The sequence below is a fragment of the Hymenobacter aerophilus DSM 13606 genome, from assembly GCF_000382225.1.
GTDB lineage: Bacteria > Bacteroidota > Bacteroidia > Cytophagales > Hymenobacteraceae > Hymenobacter > Hymenobacter aerophilus.
The window spans coordinates 77,522-97,413 of the sequence record NZ_KB907809.1 but is presented as its reverse complement, the minus strand read 5'-3'; the positions used below and the strand labels follow the sequence as shown (position 1 = coordinate 97,413).

The 19,892-nt window shown below is 62.8% G+C and carries 17 protein-coding genes; 11 read left to right on the top strand and 6 right to left on the bottom strand.

All coding sequences use genetic code 11. The features are described from left to right. Positions 1-7 precede the first annotated feature (7 nt). A complete protein-coding gene (locus tag H145_RS0109340; protein ID WP_019947882.1) occupies positions 8-256 on the top strand; it encodes a hypothetical protein in 249 nt (82 codons plus the stop codon). Between the two features lie 127 nt (positions 257-383). On the opposite strand, the gene H145_RS0109335 is transcribed toward H145_RS0109340, so the two are convergent. Next, complete coding sequence (locus tag H145_RS0109335) at positions 384-1,079, bottom strand: TIGR02117 family protein (protein WP_019947881.1); 696 nt, start codon at positions 1,077-1,079, stop codon at positions 384-386. 180 nt (positions 1,080-1,259) lie between these two features. Next, positions 1,260-3,560, bottom strand: coding sequence for an aconitate hydratase (locus H145_RS20650; protein WP_033426067.1), 2,301 nt, complete (start codon positions 3,558-3,560; stop codon positions 1,260-1,262). A 224-nt stretch (positions 3,561-3,784) separates the two neighbouring features. Here H145_RS20650 and H145_RS0109325 point away from each other — a divergent pair, with 224 nt between their 5' ends. The 3 genes from H145_RS0109325 (at position 3,785) to H145_RS0109315 (ending at position 6,595) form a co-directional block, all read left to right on the top strand. Further along, the gene (locus H145_RS0109325; protein ID WP_240471681.1) at positions 3,785-5,131 is read left to right on the top strand and encodes a peroxiredoxin family protein; all 1,347 of its coding nucleotides are present in this window, start codon (positions 3,785-3,787) and stop codon (positions 5,129-5,131) included. Between the two features lie 147 nt (positions 5,132-5,278). Then, entirely contained in the window at positions 5,279-6,145 is an 867-nt protein-coding gene (locus H145_RS0109320) for a universal stress protein (RefSeq protein ID WP_019947878.1), read from the top strand. A 153-nt stretch (positions 6,146-6,298) separates the two neighbouring features. Continuing rightward, on the top strand, positions 6,299-6,595 hold the full coding sequence (locus H145_RS0109315; protein WP_019947877.1) for a hypothetical protein: 297 nt from the start codon (positions 6,299-6,301) through the stop codon (positions 6,593-6,595). 164 nt (positions 6,596-6,759) lie between these two features. Here the strand turns inward: H145_RS0109315 and H145_RS0109310 are convergent, their stop codons facing one another. After that, positions 6,760-7,740, bottom strand: a complete 981-nt coding sequence (locus H145_RS0109310; protein ID WP_019947876.1) for a polyprenyl synthetase family protein — start codon at positions 7,738-7,740, stop codon at positions 6,760-6,762. Positions 7,741-7,964: 224 nt separating this feature from the next. On the opposite strand from H145_RS0109310, the gene H145_RS0109305 reads away from it, so the two are divergent. Both H145_RS0109305 and folK read left to right on the top strand, forming a co-directional pair. Beyond that, positions 7,965-8,846: an alpha/beta hydrolase family protein gene (locus H145_RS0109305; RefSeq protein ID WP_019947875.1), complete on the top strand. Its 882-nt coding sequence runs from the start codon at positions 7,965-7,967 to the stop codon at positions 8,844-8,846. A 3-nt stretch (positions 8,847-8,849) separates the two neighbouring features. After that, entirely contained in the window at positions 8,850-9,329 is a 480-nt protein-coding gene (gene folK / locus H145_RS0109300; protein ID WP_019947874.1) for a 2-amino-4-hydroxy-6-hydroxymethyldihydropteridine diphosphokinase, read from the top strand. 108 nt (positions 9,330-9,437) lie between these two features. Here the strand turns inward: folK and fabD are convergent, their stop codons facing one another. Both fabD and H145_RS0109290 read right to left on the bottom strand, forming a co-directional pair. Beyond that, the gene (fabD, locus tag H145_RS0109295; RefSeq protein WP_019947873.1) at positions 9,438-10,328 is read right to left on the bottom strand and encodes an ACP S-malonyltransferase; all 891 of its coding nucleotides are present in this window, start codon (positions 10,326-10,328) and stop codon (positions 9,438-9,440) included. Between the two features lie 206 nt (positions 10,329-10,534). After that, positions 10,535-13,381 carry a T9SS type B sorting domain-containing protein gene (locus tag H145_RS0109290; protein WP_157541404.1) on the bottom strand — a complete coding sequence of 949 codons (2,847 nt, stop codon included), beginning with the start codon at positions 13,379-13,381 and terminating at the stop codon, positions 10,535-10,537. Between the two features lie 236 nt (positions 13,382-13,617). Here H145_RS0109290 and H145_RS0109285 point away from each other — a divergent pair, with 236 nt between their 5' ends. The 5 genes from H145_RS0109285 to H145_RS24090 all read left to right on the top strand — a co-directional run bounded on the left by H145_RS0109285 (position 13,618) and on the right by H145_RS24090 (position 18,178). Then, positions 13,618-14,388, top strand: coding sequence for a succinate dehydrogenase cytochrome b subunit (locus tag H145_RS0109285; protein ID WP_019947871.1), 771 nt, complete (start codon positions 13,618-13,620; stop codon positions 14,386-14,388). A 26-nt stretch (positions 14,389-14,414) separates the two neighbouring features. Then, positions 14,415-16,349 (top strand): fumarate reductase/succinate dehydrogenase flavoprotein subunit, encoded by a 1,935-nt coding sequence (locus tag H145_RS0109280; protein WP_019947870.1) that lies wholly within the window; start codon positions 14,415-14,417, stop codon positions 16,347-16,349. A 132-nt stretch (positions 16,350-16,481) separates the two neighbouring features. Then, positions 16,482-17,237, top strand: coding sequence for a succinate dehydrogenase/fumarate reductase iron-sulfur subunit (locus H145_RS0109275; RefSeq protein WP_026351385.1), 756 nt, complete (start codon positions 16,482-16,484; stop codon positions 17,235-17,237). A gap of 113 nt (positions 17,238-17,350) precedes the next feature. Further along, entirely contained in the window at positions 17,351-17,878 is a 528-nt protein-coding gene (locus H145_RS0109270) for an NADPH-dependent FMN reductase (protein WP_019947868.1), read from the top strand. Between the two features lie 126 nt (positions 17,879-18,004). Further along, positions 18,005-18,178 (top strand): hypothetical protein, encoded by a 174-nt coding sequence (locus H145_RS24090; protein WP_019947867.1) that lies wholly within the window; start codon positions 18,005-18,007, stop codon positions 18,176-18,178. A 97-nt stretch (positions 18,179-18,275) separates the two neighbouring features. Here the strand turns inward: H145_RS24090 and ftsZ are convergent, their stop codons facing one another. Then, entirely contained in the window at positions 18,276-19,781 is a 1,506-nt protein-coding gene (ftsZ, locus tag H145_RS0109260) for a cell division protein FtsZ (protein WP_019947866.1), read from the bottom strand. Positions 19,782-19,892 lie beyond the last annotated feature (111 nt).

The window sequence follows — 19,892 nt, the reverse complement described above, 5'->3', positions numbered from 1 at the left end:
TTTGTATATGTCGAAAACGAAGCTTCCCGTTCCTCTTCCGGTACAGCATTTTGCGCGCTGCATAGATGCCCGGAACCGCCCGGCCGACTACATCGGCGACTGGCCTGCGCGCGGGCAGGTGTACCCCGTGCAGATGCGCCGCAACGCCCACACCGGCGATTTGCAGGTACATGTGCTGGGCTTCTATGCCGAGCGGCCCTACGGCGCCTTTGCCCAACACCGCTTCGAGCACATAGCTCAGGTCTGGCTTAATTAGCTGTCAGCCGTTAAAACGCCAAGGGCGCCGCACTCAGTTGAGTGCGGTGCCCTTTTTTATGCAGTAGAAAGAATTTTCTGAAGAGAGGCTGGCTACTAATAGCACTCAGCTAACAGCCTCAAAAGAGCTAGTAATGCCAGAACATGCCGAAGTCGAAGGGCGTCCAGAGGGCGGCGCGCTGGCCGGCGGTTTTCAGGCCCCGGTTGGTCCAGCTGTTGCAGGTGTCGAAAAGGTTATACGTGCCGTTGGCGAGGTAGAAAGCGTCATTTTCACCGTAGCTGTGGCCCCTAATCTGCTGCGGGCGGCCCTGGGCATCCACGTCAAACTTGGTTTCGATGAAGCGGATAAGCCGGTCGTACTCGGCGGCCGTGAGCGTGAGCTGCACGCACTTAGGACCTATTTCGGGGCGGTGATGAAAAGTGGTGTGCATGGCTGTGGTGCCCATCCAGAACATGGCTTTCAGGCCGGTGCTGAGTTCGAGTTCGGCCCAGGTCGGGGTGTCGAGGTAGAAGCCCCGGTCGCCCCAGCCGAAGCCCACAAATTCCTGGCTGGTGTCGTTGGCGGGTGTGTCGGCGTAAGAAATAAACTGCGTCCAGTCCTTCTGAGCACTGCGCACGGGCACTACCAGGTCGGTGTGCACGCCGTTAGAGAGCAGGTACACCTCTACAGCCTCGCCGGGCGCGGGCGTAGCCTTTTCGCCGGCCACCGGAATGGCCGACAGGACCACGGAAGCCAGCAGATACACGGCTACCAGCCCGATAATGCCGGCCCCGGTGTAGGCAACGGCCGCGGTTAAGGGATAAAGTGAGTTCGTTTTTCGCATGGGAAGGCAGAAGTGACGTCTGCCTATACGGGCTCCGCCCCAAAAGGCTCGCTGGCTTTGCCAAAAGTGCCAATGCTTCCGCCAGCAACCAGCCGAGAAGTTACCCACGACCCTGCAAACGCAAAACGGCCGCCTCCCCTATCCGGGAAGGCGGCCGTTTTCAGTCAGCTAAATGTCAGACTACGCGCGCTCCGAAAGCTGAGCGTCGCCGCCGGCTTCCATCTGGCGAATCAGGTTCAGGGCCGAGCCGGCCTTAAACCAGGCAATCTGGCCCTCGTTGTAGGTGTGGTTCACCGTGATGAGGTCCGTGTCGCCGTCGGCGTGGTGCAGGCGCACCTGCAGGGGCTTGCCGGGCTGGAAGTCGGTCAGGCCGAGGATGTCGATGGTGTCGTCTTCCTCTACCAGGTCGTAGTCGGCCTTGTTGTCGAAGGTCAGGCCCAGCATGCCCTGCTTTTTGAGGTTGGTTTCGTGAATCCGGGCGAAGGATTTCACCAGCACGGCGCGCACGCCGAGGTGGCGGGGCTCCATGGCGGCGTGCTCACGCGAGCTGCCTTCGCCGTAGTTCTCATCACCAACTACCACCGAGCCAATGCCCTGGGCCTTGTAGTTACGGGCCACCGTGGGCACGGCCGAGTAGGGCGTGCCCTGGGTCAGGGCATCCTTCACGGCGTTGGGCTGGTCGTTGAAGGCGTTGATAGCCCCGATCAGCATGTTGTTGGAGATATTATCCAAGTGGCCGCGGTACTTCAGCCACGGGCCGGCCATCGAAATGTGGTCGGTGGTGCACTTGCCTTTGGCCTTGATGAGCAGGCGCAGACCCAGCAGGTCGGTGCCTTCCCAGGGCTTGAAGGGCTCCAGAATCTGCAGACGGTCGGAATCAGGCGACACCATCACGCTCACGCCCGAGCCATCGGCGGCGGGCTGCTGGTAACCGGCATCTTCCACGGCAAAGCCGCGGGGCGGCATCTCGATGCCCTCGGGCTCGGCCAGCTTCACCTGCTCGCCGGTGCTGGTCGTCAGCGTATCGGTGAGCGGGTTGAAGGTCAGGTCGCCGGCAATGGCGAAGGCCGTCACGATTTCGGGCGAGGCCACGAAGGCGTGGGTGTTAGGGTTGCCGTCGTTGCGCTTGGCAAAGTTGCGGTTGAAGCTGGTGATGATGGAGTTACGGCGCTTGGGGTCGTCGGTGTGGCGGGCCCACTGGCCGATGCACGGACCGCAGGCGTTGGCCAGCACCACGCCGCCCATCTGGGCAAACGTGTCGAGCAATCCGTCGCGCTCCACGGTGTAGCGCACCAGCTCCGAGCCGGGCGTTACGGTGTACTCGGCCTGCACCGTCAGGCCCTTGTCGGCGGCCTGCTTGGCGATGGAGGCGGCGCGGGTGATGTCTTCGTAGCTGGAGTTGGTGCACGAGCCAATCAGGCCTACTTCCAGCTTTTCGGGCCAGCCGTGCTCGCGCACAGCCGAGGCGAATTCCGAAATCGGCCAGGCGGCGTCCGGCGTGAACGGACCGTTCACGTAGGGCTCCAGCGTGTTCAGGTCGATTTCAATGAGCTGGTCGTAGAAGTTCTCGGGGTTCTGGTACACCTCGTCGTCGGCGCGCAGGTGCTGGCGTACGCCGGCGGCCAGCTCGGCCACTTCGGCGCGGCCGGTACCCTGCAGATAGGTGGCCATCTTCTCATCGAAGCTGAACACCGAGGTGGTAGCACCAATTTCGGCGCCCATGTTGCAGATGGTGCCTTTGCCGGTAGCCGAGAGGTTTTCGGCTCCTTCGCCGAAGTACTCTACGATGGCGCCGGTGCCACCTTTCACGGTCAGGATGCCGGCTACTTTCAGAATTACGTCCTTGGCCGAAGTCCAGCCCGAAAGCTTGCCGGTCAGCTTCACGCCGATTACCTTGGGGAATTTCAGCTCCCAGGCCATGCCGGCCATTACGTCGACGGCATCGGCGCCGCCTACACCAATGGCAATCATGCCCAGGCCGCCCGCGTTGGGCGTGTGCGAGTCGGTGCCGATCATCATGCCGCCGGGGAAGGCGTAGTTTTCGAGCACCACCTGGTGAATGATGCCGGCGCCGGGCTTCCAGAAGCCGAGGCCATACTTATTCGAAACCGAGGCCAGAAAGTCGTACACTTCCTTGTTTTCGGAATTGGCCATGGCCAAATCCTGGTCGGCCCCATCGCGGGCCTGGATGAGGTGGTCGCAGTGCACGGTGCTGGGCACGGCGGCAGTGGTTTTGCCGGCCTGCATGAACTGGAGCAGCGCCATCTGGGCGGTGGCGTCCTGCATGGCCACGCGGTCGGGCGAGAAGTCGACGTAGGAAACGCCCCGCTCGTAGGCCTGCGAAACGGTGCCGCCGTACAAGTGGGCGTACAGGATTTTTTCCGTCAGGGTGAGCGGACGGCCGACGGCAGCACGGGCGGCCTCAATGCGAGGACCCATGTTGGCGTAGACGGCCTGAATCATTTCTAAATCGAATGCCATAATCAGGTTGAAAAAGTGGAGAGAACGAGTCGGCCGGGGCCAACGTGCAAATATAGCGAAGGGCGGGGGCCCGGCAAACCCATGAAGTGGCGCCGGGCCCGGCTAAAGCCCTATTTAGAAGCTCTCAAAAGAACCGGGAGCTTTAGGCGGCGTGCGGGTACTTTCTAAACTATGCGGGCGCCGCCGTAGTTTAGCCCCGAATTCACTTTTACTCTTTTTCGCCCATGCCCGTTGCCTCTCTTATGCGTAAAGCCCTGACCGGGGCCGGCCTCGCGCTGGCCGTTGCCGCCTGCCAGTCCAACTCCGGCACCGAAACCGATGCCGCGGCCGGTGCGGCTCCGGCCGGGGTCGCCTCGCCCCTTACGGCCGGTACCTGGCGCGGCGTACTCGCCACCCAGGGCCAGCAAATCCCGTTTCTGTTCGACGTAGCCACCGACGGCGGCCAGCCCACCCTGACGCTGCGCAACGGCGAAGAGCGCCTGAAACTCGACGAAATAACCACCGCCGGCGACTCGACCACCATCAGGCTGGGCGTGTTTGATGCTGCGCTGGTGCTGCGCTCCGCCGGCGAAGGCCAGCTGACCGGCGCCTGGGTGAAGTACGACGCCGACAAGCCGTACCGGGTGCCGCTCACGGCCCGCAAAGCCACCGCCGATACGGAGCTGTTTGCCGCCGGCCCGCAGCCTGCGCCCGTGTTTGGCGACCTGAAAGAAGGGGCGCTGTTCCGCACCGAGTTCCGCGAAGCCGATGGCAAAACCTACCCGGCCGTGGGTTCCTTTAAGCAGGATGCGGCGCACCCCAGCCGCGTTATCGGCACCTTCCTGACCACCACCGGCGACTACCGCTACCTGAGCGGCAACCTCGTGAAGCAGGCCGACGGCAGTGAGCATATCCTGCTCTCGACCTTCGATGGCAGCCACGGCTACCTGTTCGATGGCAAGCTCAGCCAGCCGGGCAACATCAACCGCATCAGCGGCGACTTCTACTCGGGCCTGACGGGGCACGAAACCTGGACGGCCACGCTCGACCCCACCGTGCAGCTGCCCGACGCCAACGCCCTGACTGGCATGAAGCCCGGCCAGAAAAAGCTCGCCTTCAGCTTCCCCAGCGTGGAAGGCAGCGGCTCGATTTCGCCATCTGATGCCAAGTACCGCGGCAAGGTGGTGGTGGTGCAGTTGCTGGGCTCGTGGTGCCCCAACTGCATGGACGAAACCAATTTCCTGGCCCCCTGGTACGCCGAAAACAAGCAGCGCGGCGTCGAAATTATTGGTTTGGGCTACGAGCGGGCCACGTATGCCCCCGAGGCCGCCAAGGAGCGCCTGCGCAAAATGAAGCAGCGCCTGAACGTGGGCTACGACCTGGCCTATGCCGGCGAGGGCAAAGCCGCGGCCGCCAGTGCCAGCCTGCCCCAGCTAACCAAAGTGCTGGCCTTCCCGACCACCATTTTCCTGGACAAAAAAGGCGAGGTGCGCAAGATTCACAGCGGCTTCTCGGGCCCCGGCACCGGCCAGTACTACGAGCAGGAAAAGGCCGACTTCAACAAGACCATCGACCAGCTGCTGGCCGAGTAAGGCCCGCAACCCGGCTCGGGCGTCATGCGGCCCGGTGCGAATTAACTCCTAGCTTTAGGCGGGGCAACATGGGTGGGCGCATCGTGCCGGCCCATGTTGGCCCGCTTAAAGCTGGCTGCGTTTTTTCACTCTTTTATCTTCCGGATTATGAAAAACATTCTGGTTCCCACCGACTTTTCGGCCGAGGCGCACCACGCCTTCCGGGCCGCGCTGCAGCTGGCCCAACGGGCCGGGGGCACGGTTACGCTGCTGCACGTGCTGGCCCTGCCCGACCAGCCGCGCACGGCCAACTTCAGCACCTTTGGCGGGCCGGTTGGCGGCACCGAGCTGCCTAACAGCCACGGCATCGACCGGATTTTCGTCATCAAGCTGCTCGAAGCCACCCGCCAGCGCATGCAGCAGCTGCTGGCCGAGGCGGCCCAGCTCGCCCCCGGCGTGCCCGTGCACGACCTGACCGACCAGGTGGGCGTGGATGAGGCCATTCTGAAGGTAATTGAGCGCCAGCACATCGACCTGGTCGTGCTCGGCCCCCAGCACCACGACGCGGTAGAGCGGTTTTTTGCCTCGTCGAACACCGAGCAGATGGTGCGCCTGGCGCCCTGCCCGGTGCTGGCCGTCAAGCAGGAAACCAACCTCAACGAGGTGCACGACATCGTGTTTGCCTCCAGCTTCGGGGCCGAAGCCGACCGCGCCGTACCCGGCCTGCAGCAGGTGCGGGAACTGTTTCCGGAGGCGCGCCTGCACTTGCTGCACGTGACGGACGGCAACGCCAACCAGGCCCGCCAGCAAATCGACGGCTTCATCGAGCGCCACCAGCTGGCGCCCGCCGAGCCGATGCTGATGGAAGCCGGCAGCATCAGCGGCGGCATCGAGGATGCGGCCCGCAAGCTCGGCGCCGGCCTGATTGTGGTGCCCACCCACGCCCGCTCGGCGTTCAGCCGGTTTTTCCAGGGCAGCATCGCCGAAAAGGTGGCCACCCACTCCGCCCAGCCGGTGCTCACGTTCCATCTGTAAGCCGGGCAGGCCGCAAAGTCAGAAATGCCAACGCGGGGTTGGGCCGGTGCTACGCCGACCCAACCCCGCGTTGGCATTTCTGCGTACACCGGGCAGGGCTGCGGCCCTAGTTTCCCTTTCCCCATCCCTCTACCAACCAAACCCGCTTTGTTTATGTGGATTCAGCAGAAGAGTACCCCCGCCCCCGTCGATGAGCTTCAGGGCCACACCGTAGGCCTTAAGTTTGAGTGCAATAAGTGCCACAAGGAAGTTTTCACGGCCTCTATCGGTGTGCCCGCCGCCGAGCACTTCGCCACCATGCCCGACGACGGCCAGTACGAAACCGAGCAGCTGCAGTGCCCCACCTGCGAAATGACCCACGAAATTACCGTCAAGAGCAGCCCCAAAGGCGTGCGCTTCGAGGTATCGGAAGTCGACCCCGAGCAGGTGTACTACCAGGTGCAGCACTAAATCACTGATTCACGCTGATTAGTCGTTATTACACCGATTCTGTGCGCGCTTACGCACTGTACTAGAGTAATAGAAAAAGCCACTGCTACCAGGTAGCAGTGGCTTTTTCTATTACGACGAATACACCGATAAAAATCAGCGAAATCACGAATAATCAGCGTGAATCAGTGATTTCGTTCGATGGTGTAGTTGATGAGTTGTTCGAGCGAGGTGCGCGAGGCCGATTCGGGGAAAGTGCGCAGTACGGCCAGGGCCTCGTCGCGGTAGCGCTCCATCACGGCAATGGCGTAGTCGAGGCCGCCCGACTGCTTTACGAACTCAATCACCTGCTGCACCCGGTCGCGGCGGCCGTCGTTGTTTTTCACGTTGAAGATGACGCGGCGCTTGGTGAGCCAGTCGGCCTGCTGCAGGGCGTAGATGAGCGGCAGGGTCATCTTTTTCTCCTTGATATCGATGCCCACCGGCTTGCCGATTTCGGCCGTGCCGTAGTCGAACAGGTCGTCCTTGATCTGGAAGGCCATGCCCACCTTCTCGCCGAACAGCCGGGCCCGCTCCACCGTTTCGCGGTCGGCGCCGGCCGAGGAGGCGCCCACGGCGCAGCAGGAGGCAATGAGCGAGGCCGTTTTCTGCCGGATGATGTCGAAGTACACATCCTCGGTGATGTCGAGGCGGCGGGCCTTTTCAATCTGCAGCAGTTCGCCCTCGCTCAACTCGCGCACGGCGTTGCTCACGATTTTGAGCAGCTCGTAATCGTCGTTTTCCAGGCTCAGCAGCAGGCCCTTGCTCAGCAGGTAATCGCCCACCAGCACGGCTATCTTGTTCTTCCAGAGGGCGTTGATGGAGAAAAAGCCGCGGCGGTAGTTGCTTTCGTCCACCACGTCGTCGTGCACCAGGGTGGCCGTGTGCAGCAGCTCAATCAGGGCCGCGCCGCGGAAGGTGGCTTCGGGCAGCGGGTCGCCGCCGCAGATTTTGGCCGTGAAAAACACGAACATCGGCCGGATCTGCTTGCCCTTGCGCTTGATGATGTAGCCCATGATTTTGTCGAGCAGCAGTTGCCTGCTCTGCATCGACTGGCGGAATTTCTTTTCGAATTCCACCATCTCCAGGGCAATCGGAGCCTGTATCTGGTCCAGCGAATTGGTCATGCGGCGGGTTTGGGCACTGCAATGATACGGGAAAAGGCGGAGGGGGCAGTAAATGCGTGAATGAGGGAGTTAGGGAATGAGTCCGCCTGTCATCCTGAGCGCAGCGAAGGACCTTCTTGCGGTAGCACCAATCGTTGCTATATCTGTGCTACTGTTATAAGGTCCTTCGCGCCGCTCAGGATGACAGTATATTTGCCCTATCAGCCCATCATCATCAGCCCAACATGCCTACGCCCCAGCCTACTATCGTCGATTTTCAGCTGACTAACCCCACCCACAACCGTCCGTTTGCCGCCGATGCGCATTTCGTGGCCGATGGCCAAGCCAAGCCGGTGGTGGTGTTTGTGCACGGCTTTAAGGGGTTCAAGGACTGGGGCCATTTCAACGTGCTGGCCGATTGGTTCGCCCGCCGGGGCTTTGTGTTCGTGAAGCTCAACCTCTCGCACAATGGCGTGGTAGTGGGCGGCTCGGGCGATTTAGAGGACCTCGAAGCCTTCGGCCGCAACAACTTCAGCATCGAGCTGGATGATGTGGGCGCATTATTTGATGCCCTGCAGACGCCGGGCGCCACGGGCATTCCGGCCGCCGACATGGACCTGGCCCGGCTGGCCCTCATCGGCCACAGCCGGGGCGGCGGGCTGGTGCTGCTGAAAGCGGCCGAAGACGCACGCGTGCGGGCCGTGGCCACCTGGGCCGCCATCAGCCAGGTGAACCCCGGCTGGACCGAGCAGCAGATGGCCGACTGGCAGCAGAAGGGTGTGCTGCACGTGGAAAACTCGCGCACCAAACAACAGCTGCCGCTCTACTACCAGCTCGTGGAGAACTACTACCAGAACCAGGACCGCCTCGACATCGAGCAGAACCTGCGCCAGCGCCTCGGCAGCCGGCCCGTGCTCATCGTGCACGGCGACCAGGACGAAACCGTGCCGCTGGCCCGCGCCCACCAGCTGCACGAGTGGCAGCCCGCCGCCGAACTGCGTGTGCTGCCCGGCGCCACCCACAACTTCGGCGGCGCCCACCCCTGGCAGTCGGCCGAGCTGCCCGAGCAAGCCCGACAGGCGGCCGAAGCCACGGTGGAGTTCTTTGAATCCAATCTGAAGCGTTAACCATTGAGCACCGCTTACCTCCTGCTGGGCTCCAACCTCGGCAACCGGGCCGCCACGCTGCAGGCCGCCGTGGCGGAGCTAGGCCGCACGGCCGGCCCGGTAACAGCCGCCTCGGGCCTCTACGAAACGGCCGCCTGGGGCCTGACCGAGCAGCCAGCCTTCCTCAACCAGGCGCTGGCGCTGCAAACCAGCCTCTCCCCTGCCCAGCTGCTGGCCGCCTGCCAGGCCGCCGAGCAGCACGCGGGCCGGCAGCGGCTGGTGCGCTGGGGTGCCCGCACCCTCGACGTGGACATGCTGCTCTACGACGATTTAGTGCTCGATACGCCCACGCTGCAACTGCCCCACCCACGCTTGCCGGAACGCCGCTTCGCCCTGCTGCCGCTGGCCGAAATTGCGGCGGCCGTGGTGCATCCGGGGCTCCGGCGCACTATGGCAGAACTGCTGGCCGAGTGTGGGGATACGCTGGCTGTGACTCGGATTTGATTTCCCGCAGAGGGGCGCAGAGGTTAAACCGCAGAGGTCCGCAGAGCTGTTCAAGAACGGCTCTGCGGACCTCTGCGGTTTAACCTCTGCGCCCCTCTGCGGGAAACGCTACGCCACCGTTGCCGACTGCGCCGTTACCTCGGGCGCAATCTTTTTCACGAGGCCCTGGAGCACTTTGCCGGGGCCGCACTCCACGAACTCGGTGGCGCCGTCGTGCACCATGCGCTGCACGCTCTGGGTCCAGCGGACGGGGGCGGTGAGCTGGCGCACGAGGTTTTCGCGGATTTCGTCGGGGTCGGTGTGCGGGGCGGCGTCCACGTTCTGGTACACGGGGCAGATGCCGGCCGCGAAGCTGGTTTTGGCAATGGCCTCGGCCAGCGCCGCCTCGGCCGACTGCATCAGCGGCGAGTGGAAGGCGCCACCCACGGGCAGCGGCAGGGCGCGCTTGGCCCCGGCGGCCTTCAGCTGCTCGCAGGCCAGCTCGATGCCGCGCTGTGAGCCCGACACCACCAGCTGGCCGGGGCAGTTGTAGTTGGCAGCCACCACTATGTTGCCACCGGCCGTAATTTCCTGGCAGATGCGGGCCGTGGTGTCATCATCAAGAGCCAAAATGGCGGCCATGGTGCCGGGCTGCTCTTGGCAGGCGGCCTGCATGGCGCGGGCGCGCTGGGCTACCAGTTGCAGCGCGTCCTCGAAGCGCAGCACTTTAGCCGCCACCAGCGCCGAAAACTCGCCCAGCGAGTGGCCGGCCACCATATCGGGCCGGAAATCGGGCAGCACGGCCACCAGCGCCACCGAGTGCAGGAAAATGGCCGGCTGCGTTACGTCGGTGCGGCGCAGCTCCTCGTCGGAGCCGGTGAACATTACGTCGGTCAGCGAGAAACCCAGGATGTCGTTGGCCTGGTCCATGAGGCGCTTGGCTTCGGGGTGCTGCTCGTACAGCTCGCGGCCCATACCGCTGAACTGGCTGCCCTGGCCGGGGAAAATAACTGCTTTCATACGTGTCAGAAATGTCAGAATAAGCCCCACGGCAGCCTCCGGGTGGAAGCGCCGCCGGGGCAGGCGGGAAGATTACGGCCGCAAGCTGCATAAAAATGCCGGACCGGAAAGCACCGCCCCACCAAACCTGGTTCGGCCTGCCCCCAAAAAAGCCGGGCTCCTATGCAAGGAAACCCGGCTTCTCAGTTGACTGAAGTTCGCTATGGTTAGCGGTTTATCTGCACCCAGCCTTTGAAAGTGCGGGTGGTGCGCCGGGCATCCTTGAACGTTACCTCGGCCTGGTAGAAGTACATGCCATCCGACACCTTGCCGTTGGAGTTGCCTTCGCCCGTGCCGCCGCCGTTCCAGTTGATGAGCGGGTCCTGGTCGCCTTCGTACACCTTCTTACCCCAGCGGTTGTAAATCTTAACCGACGTGCGCTCAATCGGGCTGAACACCTTGGGCCGGAACGTGTCGTTCTTGCCGTCGCTGTTGGGCGTGAAGATGTTGGGCAGCAGGAACAGCAGGCAGTTGTCCTTGCACTCCTTGTTGCTGAGCGCACTCACGGCTCCTTTGGAGTCGACGGCCTGCACCGCATAGCAGCCCTCGGCCGTGGCCAGATCGGTGTGCGTGTAGGTGGTCTGGGTGCCGGGCACGCGGGCCAGCTCGCTCAATTCGGCCTGGTCGTTGGGCGCGAAGTAGATGATGTACTCTTTGATGTCGCGGCTGCAATCTTCGGTCGGCAGGTTGCTCAGCGTCCAGCTCAGCACATTATTAAACCGCATGCCCTCGATGGGCGTTTTGGGCAGCTCGAACAGCCGGTTGGCCAGACTGTCGCAGTTGGTGGGCTTGAGCGTGAGAATGGGCGTGCAGGGCACGGCCTGCAGCGGCACGCACTGCTCCTGGCTCAGGTTGATAAGCGAGTCGGGCAGGGTGATGTCGTAGGTGCCGTTGGTCTTCACGTAGTAGCAGTACGTGCGGTCCTGCACCAGCGGCAGCACCTTGCCATCGTCCACGAACTGGCCGCCGGTGGCCGTGCTGCTGGCTTTGCCCACGGGCCGGAACGCGCCGTTCGGCTCGCGCCGGTACACCGTGGTCGGACGCTGGCTGTTGTCCCAGGGCACATTAAAGGTCCAGCTGATGCCAATCGTTTTGTTCAACGGATTGGGCGTGGCCTTCAGCCGCACACTTGAGGCCGGCTGGGTGCGCTCCACCGAATCGGCCGCAATGGTGGTCTTGCTGAAAAAGTCGAGCCGATAAGTATAGGCGTTGTCGGTGGTGTTGAGGCCGGTGTTCACGAAGGTGGTGTCGCGCAGATTGGTTGTGCTGTACACCTTTTGGAAGTCGGCCGGGGCCGGGTTGAGGCCGGTGGCGCGGTAGAGGCGGTAGCCGCGGGGCTCGGCAAAGTTGCCCAGCGGCGCCGGCTGGTTCCAGCGCACGGTAATCTGGCCGGCGGCCGAATCGGTTTTGTCCACCGTCACGTTGGTCAGGCGCGGCGAGCGGCCCTCCACTTTCACGCAGGCCTCGTTGGAAGCCAGGCTTTCGCCCCCGCCGGGCTGTGCAAACTTCACATAAATGCGGTACGAGTAGGTTTTGCCCCGCACCAGACCGGCCCCGTCGTTGTCGTCGAGGAAAGTGCGGGTGCCCACGCCCACCGAGCCAATCTGCACGTAGCCCGAGCCGGCGGGCAGCCCCGTTTCACAGGTAGTGGGCGTGAAGGCAAAGCAATTTTCGCGGCGGAAAATCAGCATCTGCGCCCCCGGGTTCTGGCAGCTGTAGCTGTCCCAGTTCAGCAGCATGGCGTTGCCCTGCGGCGTGGCCTGCAGGTTCTGCGGGGCCGGCCCCACCACCGTAATATTCCAGGCCCGCTGGTCGATTAAGGGCGAGCTGCCGTTGGTGGGCTCGTCGGTGGCCTTGAACAGAATGGAATAGGGCTGGCGGCGGATGTAGGAGCAGTCGGGCGTCCACTGGAACAGGGCGCGGGCCACGGGCGGGCCCTTGGTGCTCTGCTGGAACGAAGCCGGCGTGGGCAGTAGGCCGGTAAAGGCTTCGAGCAGCACCGGGTTGCCGTCGGGGTCGGTGGCCGTGATGGTGCCGCCGGGCACGGCCGTGTTGGCCACCACGCAGATATCGGGCGGCACATTGATAACGGGCCGCAGGTTCTTTTCTGCCTTCACGATAATCTGCATGTCGCGGATGGTTTCGCTCAGCAGCGTGGGCTGGGTGGGCCGGCCGGGCGTGCGGCGGTACTCCTTCACCTTGAAGGCCACGTTGTAGGTGCCCACCTGGGCCGGCGCATTCCACACCAGCTGCCCGGTAAAGGCATCAATGGTGAAAATGGCCTTGTCGCCCGGCACCCCGGCCGGCGGGCCGCTGTAGGCTACCTGCCGCGCATCAATGCCGGGCAGGTTGTTGGGAAAAGTGAAGCCCGTAGTGATACTGGGGCTGAGCTGGTTGCCGTTGGCAATGGCCGTCTGCGGGTCGCCGGCCTTCTGGCTGGGCAGCAGCTCGTAGGCCAGCGAGTCGCCCTCGGCGTCGTAGGCGGCCGGGTTGTGCAGAAACACCTGCCCGACGCTGCCTTTGTCGATGGCCGGCGCCAGCAGCTTCGGCGACGTGTTCTGCACGAAGGCGTTAATGAGAATCGTCGTCGAGATATAGAAGCTCTCGTTGATCGAGTTGGCCATGTTGAGCACCCCTGCCGGCCGGTTGACGCTGGCGTAACCCACCGTGAAAATGCCGGTGGAGTTATAGGTGTGCTCGAACTTGTACACGTTCAGCAGATACTCCGGGGCCACGCGGGTCTGCGACACAAAAGGAATCTTCTGCTGGGAGGTTTTGTCGCCGAAAAAGATGGTGACCGTGTTTTCCTCGGCGATGTTGGGGCCGGGCACGCGCACGTAGAGCGAGAGCGTGAAAAAGATGCGCCGGGGGTTGTTGGGGTCGGTGCGGGCCTGGATGTCGCCGGCGGCCAGGTGCGAGGCCCGGGCCGCCGGGGCCGCCGCCAGAAAGCCTAGCAGAAGAAGCAGCCCCGCCAGCCAACGCTGCAACGGGCGGATATGTAGAGCGATACGCATAGATTCGGGCAGCTGGGCCGGCGAAGAAACGGCAGATAGAAAGGTCCGGAAAAACCCGGCGGAAACCTAACAAAACCCGGGCAGCGGAGGTTGTTAGGCCGAAGCAAGATACTAACGGAGTTGGCTTCCGTTTGATTCCGGCCAGACCACCGTCTTTATTCAGATTGTTTCCTACTAGCCGGGCGCCTAACTTTGGCCGTTATAATCGACTTCCCCACCCTACTTAGTAGCTCTCTATGAGTTGGATTTCCAAAACCCTCACCAGCAGCATCGGCCGCAAAATCATTATGGCCACTACCGGCCTGTTTCTGTGCTCCTTTCTGTTGGTTCACCTGCTGATTAACCTGCAGCTGCTGCGCCACGACGGCGGGGCCAGCTTCAACTTCTGGGCCGAGTTCATGGGTACCAACCCCATCATCCGGTTCATGGAAATCGTGCTGATGCTGGGCTTTGCCCTGCATATCTACCAGGGTCTGGCCCTAGCCATCAAGAACAAAAAGGCCCGCGGCGCCCAGGGCTACGTGGTGAATCACTCCGAGCAGAACTCGCAGTGGGCCTCGCGCAACATGGCCCTGCTGGGTACGCTGCTGCTCATTTTCCTGATTGTGCACCTGATGAACTTCTGGATTCGCTCTCGCTTCGACGCCTTCGGCGGCCTGGCCGAAGTGAAAGTGCCCAACCTCGACCACCCGGTCGGCGACCTGTACTCGGTAGCGGCCACCTCGTTTAAAATTCCGTGGTACGTGGCGCTGTACGCGCTGGCGCAGATTGCCTTGGGCTACCACCTCTGGCACGGCTTCCGCAGCGGCTTCCAGACCTTGGGCGTGAAGCACCCCAAGTACACGCCCGCCATTTACTACACGGGCTACGCCTTCGCGGTGGTAGTATCGGCGCTGTTCGCCATCATCCCCATTATCATGTTCTTCAGCGACGCCTATCAGCCCCGCCTGCCCACCGAGCAGGCCGTTGAACAGTCGCTGACTGAGGCGCCCGACGCGCTGCGCTAATTTCCCACCTTCTTATTCTGCCCTTTATGGTACTCGAATCCCAAATCCCCGAAGGCCCGATAGCCGAGAAGTGGGAAAAGCATAAGTTCAACGTCAAGCTCGTCAACCCGTCCAACAAGCGGAAGTACGATATTATTGTGGTCGGCACCGGCCTAGCCGGCGCTTCGGCGGCCGCCTCGTTTGCCGAGCTAGGCTACAACGTGAAGGCCTTCACCTTCCACGACTCGCCCCGCCGCGCCCACTCCATTGCGGCCCAGGGCGGCATCAACGCCGCCAAAAATTACCAGAACGACGGCGACTCGGTGTACCGCCTGTTCTACGATACGGTGAAGGGCGGCGACTACCGCTCCCGCGAGGCCAACGTGTACCGGCTGGCGCAGGTATCGGTCAACATCATCGACCAGTGCGTGGCCCAGGGCGTGCCCTTCGCCCGCGAATACGGCGGACTGCTGGCTAACCGCTCGTTCGGTGGCGCCCAGGTAAGCCGCACGTTCTACGCCCGCGGCCAGACCGGCCAGCAGCTGTTGCTGGGTGCCTACTCGGCCCTCTCGCGCCAAGTGGCCTACGGCAAAGTGAAGTTATATACCCGCTCCGAGATGCTGGATCTGGTGACCGTCGACGGGCAGGCCCGCGGCATCATCACCCGCAACCTGCTCACGGGCGAGATTGAGCAGCACGCGGCCCACGCCGTGGTGCTGGCTACCGGCGGCTACGGCAACGTGTTCTTCCTGAGCACCAACGCTATGTACTGCAACGCCACCGCTGCGTGGCGGGCCCACAAAAAGGGCGCGTACTTCGCCAACCCTTGCTTCACCCAGATTCACCCCACCTGCATCCCCGTATCGGGCGACTACCAGTCGAAGCTGACGCTCATGTCGGAGTCGTTGCGCAACGACGGGCGCGTGTGGGTGCCGGCCACCAAGGAGATGGCCGAGCGCCTGCGCAAGGGCGAAATCCACGTGAACGACATTCAGGAGGCCGACCGCGACTACTTCCTGGAGCGCAAGTACCCGGCCTTCGGTAACCTGGTGCCCCGCGACGTGGCCTCGCGCAACGCCAAAATGATGTGCGACGAAGGTCGCGGCGTAGGCTCAACGGGCCTGGCCGTATTCCTTGACTTTGCCGACGTTATCAAGCGTACCTCGGCCGAGGCCGTGAGCCAAAAGTATGGCAACCTGTTCGATATGTACGCCAAAATCACTGGCGAAAATCCCTACGAGCGGCCCATGCGCATCTACCCGGCGGTGCACTACACCATGGGCGGCCTCTGGGTTGACTACAACCTGCAGACCACCGTGCCCGGCCTGTACGCCACCGGCGAGTGCAACTTCTCCGACCACGGCGCCAACCGCCTCGGCGCTTCGGCCCTCATGCAGGGTCTGGCCGATGGTTACTTCGTAATTCCCTACACCATTGGTGATTACCTGGCCAAGACGCCGCCCAAGCCCGTCACGACCGAGCACCCGGCCTTTGCCGAGGCTACGGCCGCTGTGCAGTCGCGCATGCAGCAGCTGATGAGCATCAACGGCACCCGCACGCCCGACGACTTCCATAAGAAGCTCGGCCACATCATGTGGGAATACTGCGGCATGTCGCGCAACGCCGAGGGCCTGCGCTTCGCCAAGCAGGAAATTGTTAAGCTGCGCCAGGAGTTCTGGAGCGACCTGAAGCTGGCCGGCACCGAAGCCGAGATGAACCAGGCCCTGGAGAAGGCCGGCCGCGTGGCCGACTTCCTGGAGCTCGGCGAGCTGATGGTGGACGACGCGCTGGACCGCAACGAAAGCTGCGGCGGCCACTTCCGCGAGGAGTACCAGACCCCCGAGGGCGAGGCCCTGCGCAACGACGACGAGTACGCCTACGTGGCCGCCTGGGAATACATGGGCGACAACCAGCCCGAGAAGCTGAACAAGGAGGAGCTCACGTTCGAAAACGTGAAACTCACCCAGCGCAGCTACAAATAGGCCGCAAGCAATAAGCCGCAAGCTGCAAGTGCAGTTCGGTAGTCTCAATTTTAAAACGAAAAGCTTGCAGCCTGTAGCTGACAGCTTGAAGCTCATAAAACAATGGCCGGAAGTAACCCCAACGCCAAACCCATGAACCTCACCCTGAAGGTGTGGCGGCAGAAAAACCGCATCAGCCAGGGGGGCATCGTCGATTACCAGGTAAAGGACATCTCGCCCGATATGTCGTTTCTGGAGATGCTCGACGTGCTCAACGAGGACCTGCTGCGCCAGGGCCAGGAGCCCGTGGCCTTCGACCACGACTGCCGCGAAGGCATCTGCGGCTCGTGCAACCTGTTCATCAACGGCCGGGCCCACGGCCCCGAGCAGGGCACTACCACCTGCCAGCTGCACATGCGCAAGTTCTCCGATGGCGACACCATCACCATTGAACCCTGGCGCGCCTCGGCTTTCCCCATCAACAAAGACCTGAGCGTGGACCGCTCGGCCTTCGACCGCATCATTCAGGCGGGCGGCTACGTGAGCATCAACACCGGCGGTACGCCCGATGCCAACGAAATTCCGATTCCGAAGGACATTGCGGACCGCGCCTTTGAGGCGGCTACCTGCATCGGCTGCGGCGCCTGCGTGGCAGCCTGCAAAAATGCTTCGGCCATGCTGTTCGTGTCGGCCAAGGTGAGCCAGCTGGCCTTGCTGCCCCAGGGCCACGTGGAGCGCAAAACCCGCGTGGAAAACATGGTGGCCCAGATGGACAAGGAGGGCTTCGGTGCCTGCACCAACATCGGCTCGTGCGCGGCCGAGTGCCCCGTGGGTATCTCGCTCGAAAACATTGCCATCCTCAACCAGGAATTCCTGTCGGCCAAGGCCACGTCGAATAACCTGGCGTAAGGTTCGGCGGTTATCCTCGCAGGATTCCCTGAAAAGGCGAAACGGGCTTCCGTTTCGCCTTTTTTGTCGCCACCCGGCGACTACCTTTACCCTTCGCTTTACTCACTTACTGAATGATAACCATAGTTGTCGGCACCAACCGCCCCGAGTCGCGCGCCCGCCGCGTAGCCGATTTGTACGCCCGCCTGCTGGCCGAGCACGGCGTGGAGGCCCAGATACTGGATTTGCTGGAGTTGCCGGCCGACTTCACGACTTCGGCCCTCTACAACAATGCCGGCCGCCACGACGAGTTCAACGCCCTGGCCTCGCTGGCCGCCAGTGCCGAAAAGCTGGTATTCATCGTGCCCGAGTACAACTGCTCGTTTCCGGGCGTGCTAAAGGCATTTATTGACGGGCTCCCCTACCCCGCGGGCCTGGGCCACAAAAAAGCGGCGCTGGTCGGGCTGAGTAGCGGCAGTCAGGGTGGGCTGCTGCCCCTCAACCACCTCACCGATGTGCTGATGTACCTAGGCACGGCCGTGCTGCCCCAGCGCGTGCGCCTGCCCTTCATCGACAAGCACCTGAACGCCGATGGCGAGCTAACCGAGCCCTTCTACCAGCAGCTGTTGCGCGAACAGGTAGAGTACCTGCTGCGCTTCTAGGCTCCGCTGCGCATCATCTGGCCTGGAAGCCAGGCGCCGCCGGCTAATGGCGCGGGTGCAAATGTAAGGGGTGGCCGAAAGCTTGCCGTTTGCGTAAGCGCTGTTTCTTTTCCCTGCTTTCGCCCCATGAAATATACTCTCCTGTTTGGCCTTGTTCTGCTGGGGGCCTGTACGTCGGCGCCGCGCCGGGGCCGTAGCGGCCACCTGGCCCCCGAGCGCGAAATGATGCACCCCGACCGCTTCCCTGCCGATTCGGCTGAATTGTCGCCTGAATTGTCGCCGCCCGACTCGCTCCGCTAACCACTGACCGCAAAAATCAACGGGCCGCCCCAGACATTGCTGGGGCGGCCCGTTGATTTTTAACTTCTATCTGTCAGAATCAGCCTGACTGAGAGAACTAGTCGACGTTGTCGTGCAGGAAACGGTTGTCGCCCAGCAGCTCGTTGTCGTCGGAGAGGTTGAAGCGGCTCACGTTCTGCTCCGAGGAGGGCACCACATTTTCCAGCTTCACCTGGCGGCGCAGGTAGGCCGGCGTTTCCAGCTGTTCCTTCAGCGCGTCGTTGGTCAGGCCGTTGCTGAGGGCCTGCAGGCGCTGGCGACGCTCCTCGGCGCGGGCTTCCAGCGTGGGCCGGGGCAAGCTGTGCTGCACGGTGGCCACGGGGGGCGTCTGGGGCTGCGGCGGGTACTGGTACTGCAGCTGCGGCTCGGGGGCCGGCATCGAGGGGGCGGACACCGGCCCGGCGGTGTGCTGCGGCGGCGACGTTTCGAGGTCGCGCACCACTACCGGCGGCTCGGCCGGCGCCGGGCTGCCGAAGGTGGGTACCACCGGCGCGGCTGGCGCAGCGGCCGGTTCGGCCGGCTGCTGCTCGGCGGCTGGTCCCGTTCCGGGGTCGGCGCGGGCATCGTCGCGGGGCACAACGGCCGTAATGTTGTGGGCGTCGCGGGCGAAACCAGTGGCAATTACGGTTACCCGGATGCTCTGGCCCAGCGAGGGGTCGATGCCGTGGCCGAAAATCACCTCGGCATTCTGGCCGGCCTTATCCTGGATGTACTCCGTAATTTCGGTCAGCTCGTCCATCTCCAGCTCGGCCTGGTCGCCCGACATGATGCTGAGCAGGATGCGCTGAGCGCCGTGAATATCGGTGTTGTTGAGCAACGGCGAAGCCAGCGCCTCCTCGGCGGCGCGGGCGGCGCGGTTTTCGCCTTCCGTTACGCTGCTGCCCATCACGGCCGCACCCGAGTCCTTCATCACCGTTTTCACGTCTTCGAAGTCCACGTTCACGTCCGAAGTCACCGTAATAATCTCGGCAATCGACTTGGCGGCCGTCGTCAGCACGGTATCGGCTTTGGCAAAGGCTGCGCTCAGGGGCAGGTTGCCGTACATCTCGCGGATTTTGTCGTTGAGAATCACCAGCACCGTGTCGCAGTCCTCGCTCAGCTCCTTGATGCCCTGCTCGGCCTGCTGGCGCTTCTTGCGGCCCTCAAACATAAACGGCGCCGTGACGATGCCCACCGTGAGAATGCCCAGCTCCTTGGCCACTTTGGCAATTACGGGCGCGGCCCCGGTACCGGTACCGCCGCCCATGCCCGCCGTAATAAACACCATGCGGGTGCCCTGGCTCAGCAATTCCCGAATCTGCTCGCGGCTCTCGATGGCGGCCTGCTTGCCCCGCTCGGGGTTGGCGCCCGCCCCCAGCCCTTCGGTCAGGTCGATGCCGATTTGCATGCGGTTGGGCACCGGCGAGGAGGCCAGGGCCTGCTTGTCGGTGTTGCAGATAACAAACTCCACGTCTTTGATGCCCTGGGCATACATGTGCTTGACGGCATTGGAGCCGCCGCCCCCTACCCCTATCACTTTAATGATGGAGGTTGATTGCGGCTGAATGTCGAAAGTATAATTCATGCGGAAAGTCAATTATGAATTATGGATTTTAAATCAGGAATTAGACGTCGCGGCGCCTGCCGTTCAGCAGACTATTGGTATCGAAACGCAGAATTCAAAATTCAAAAGTCA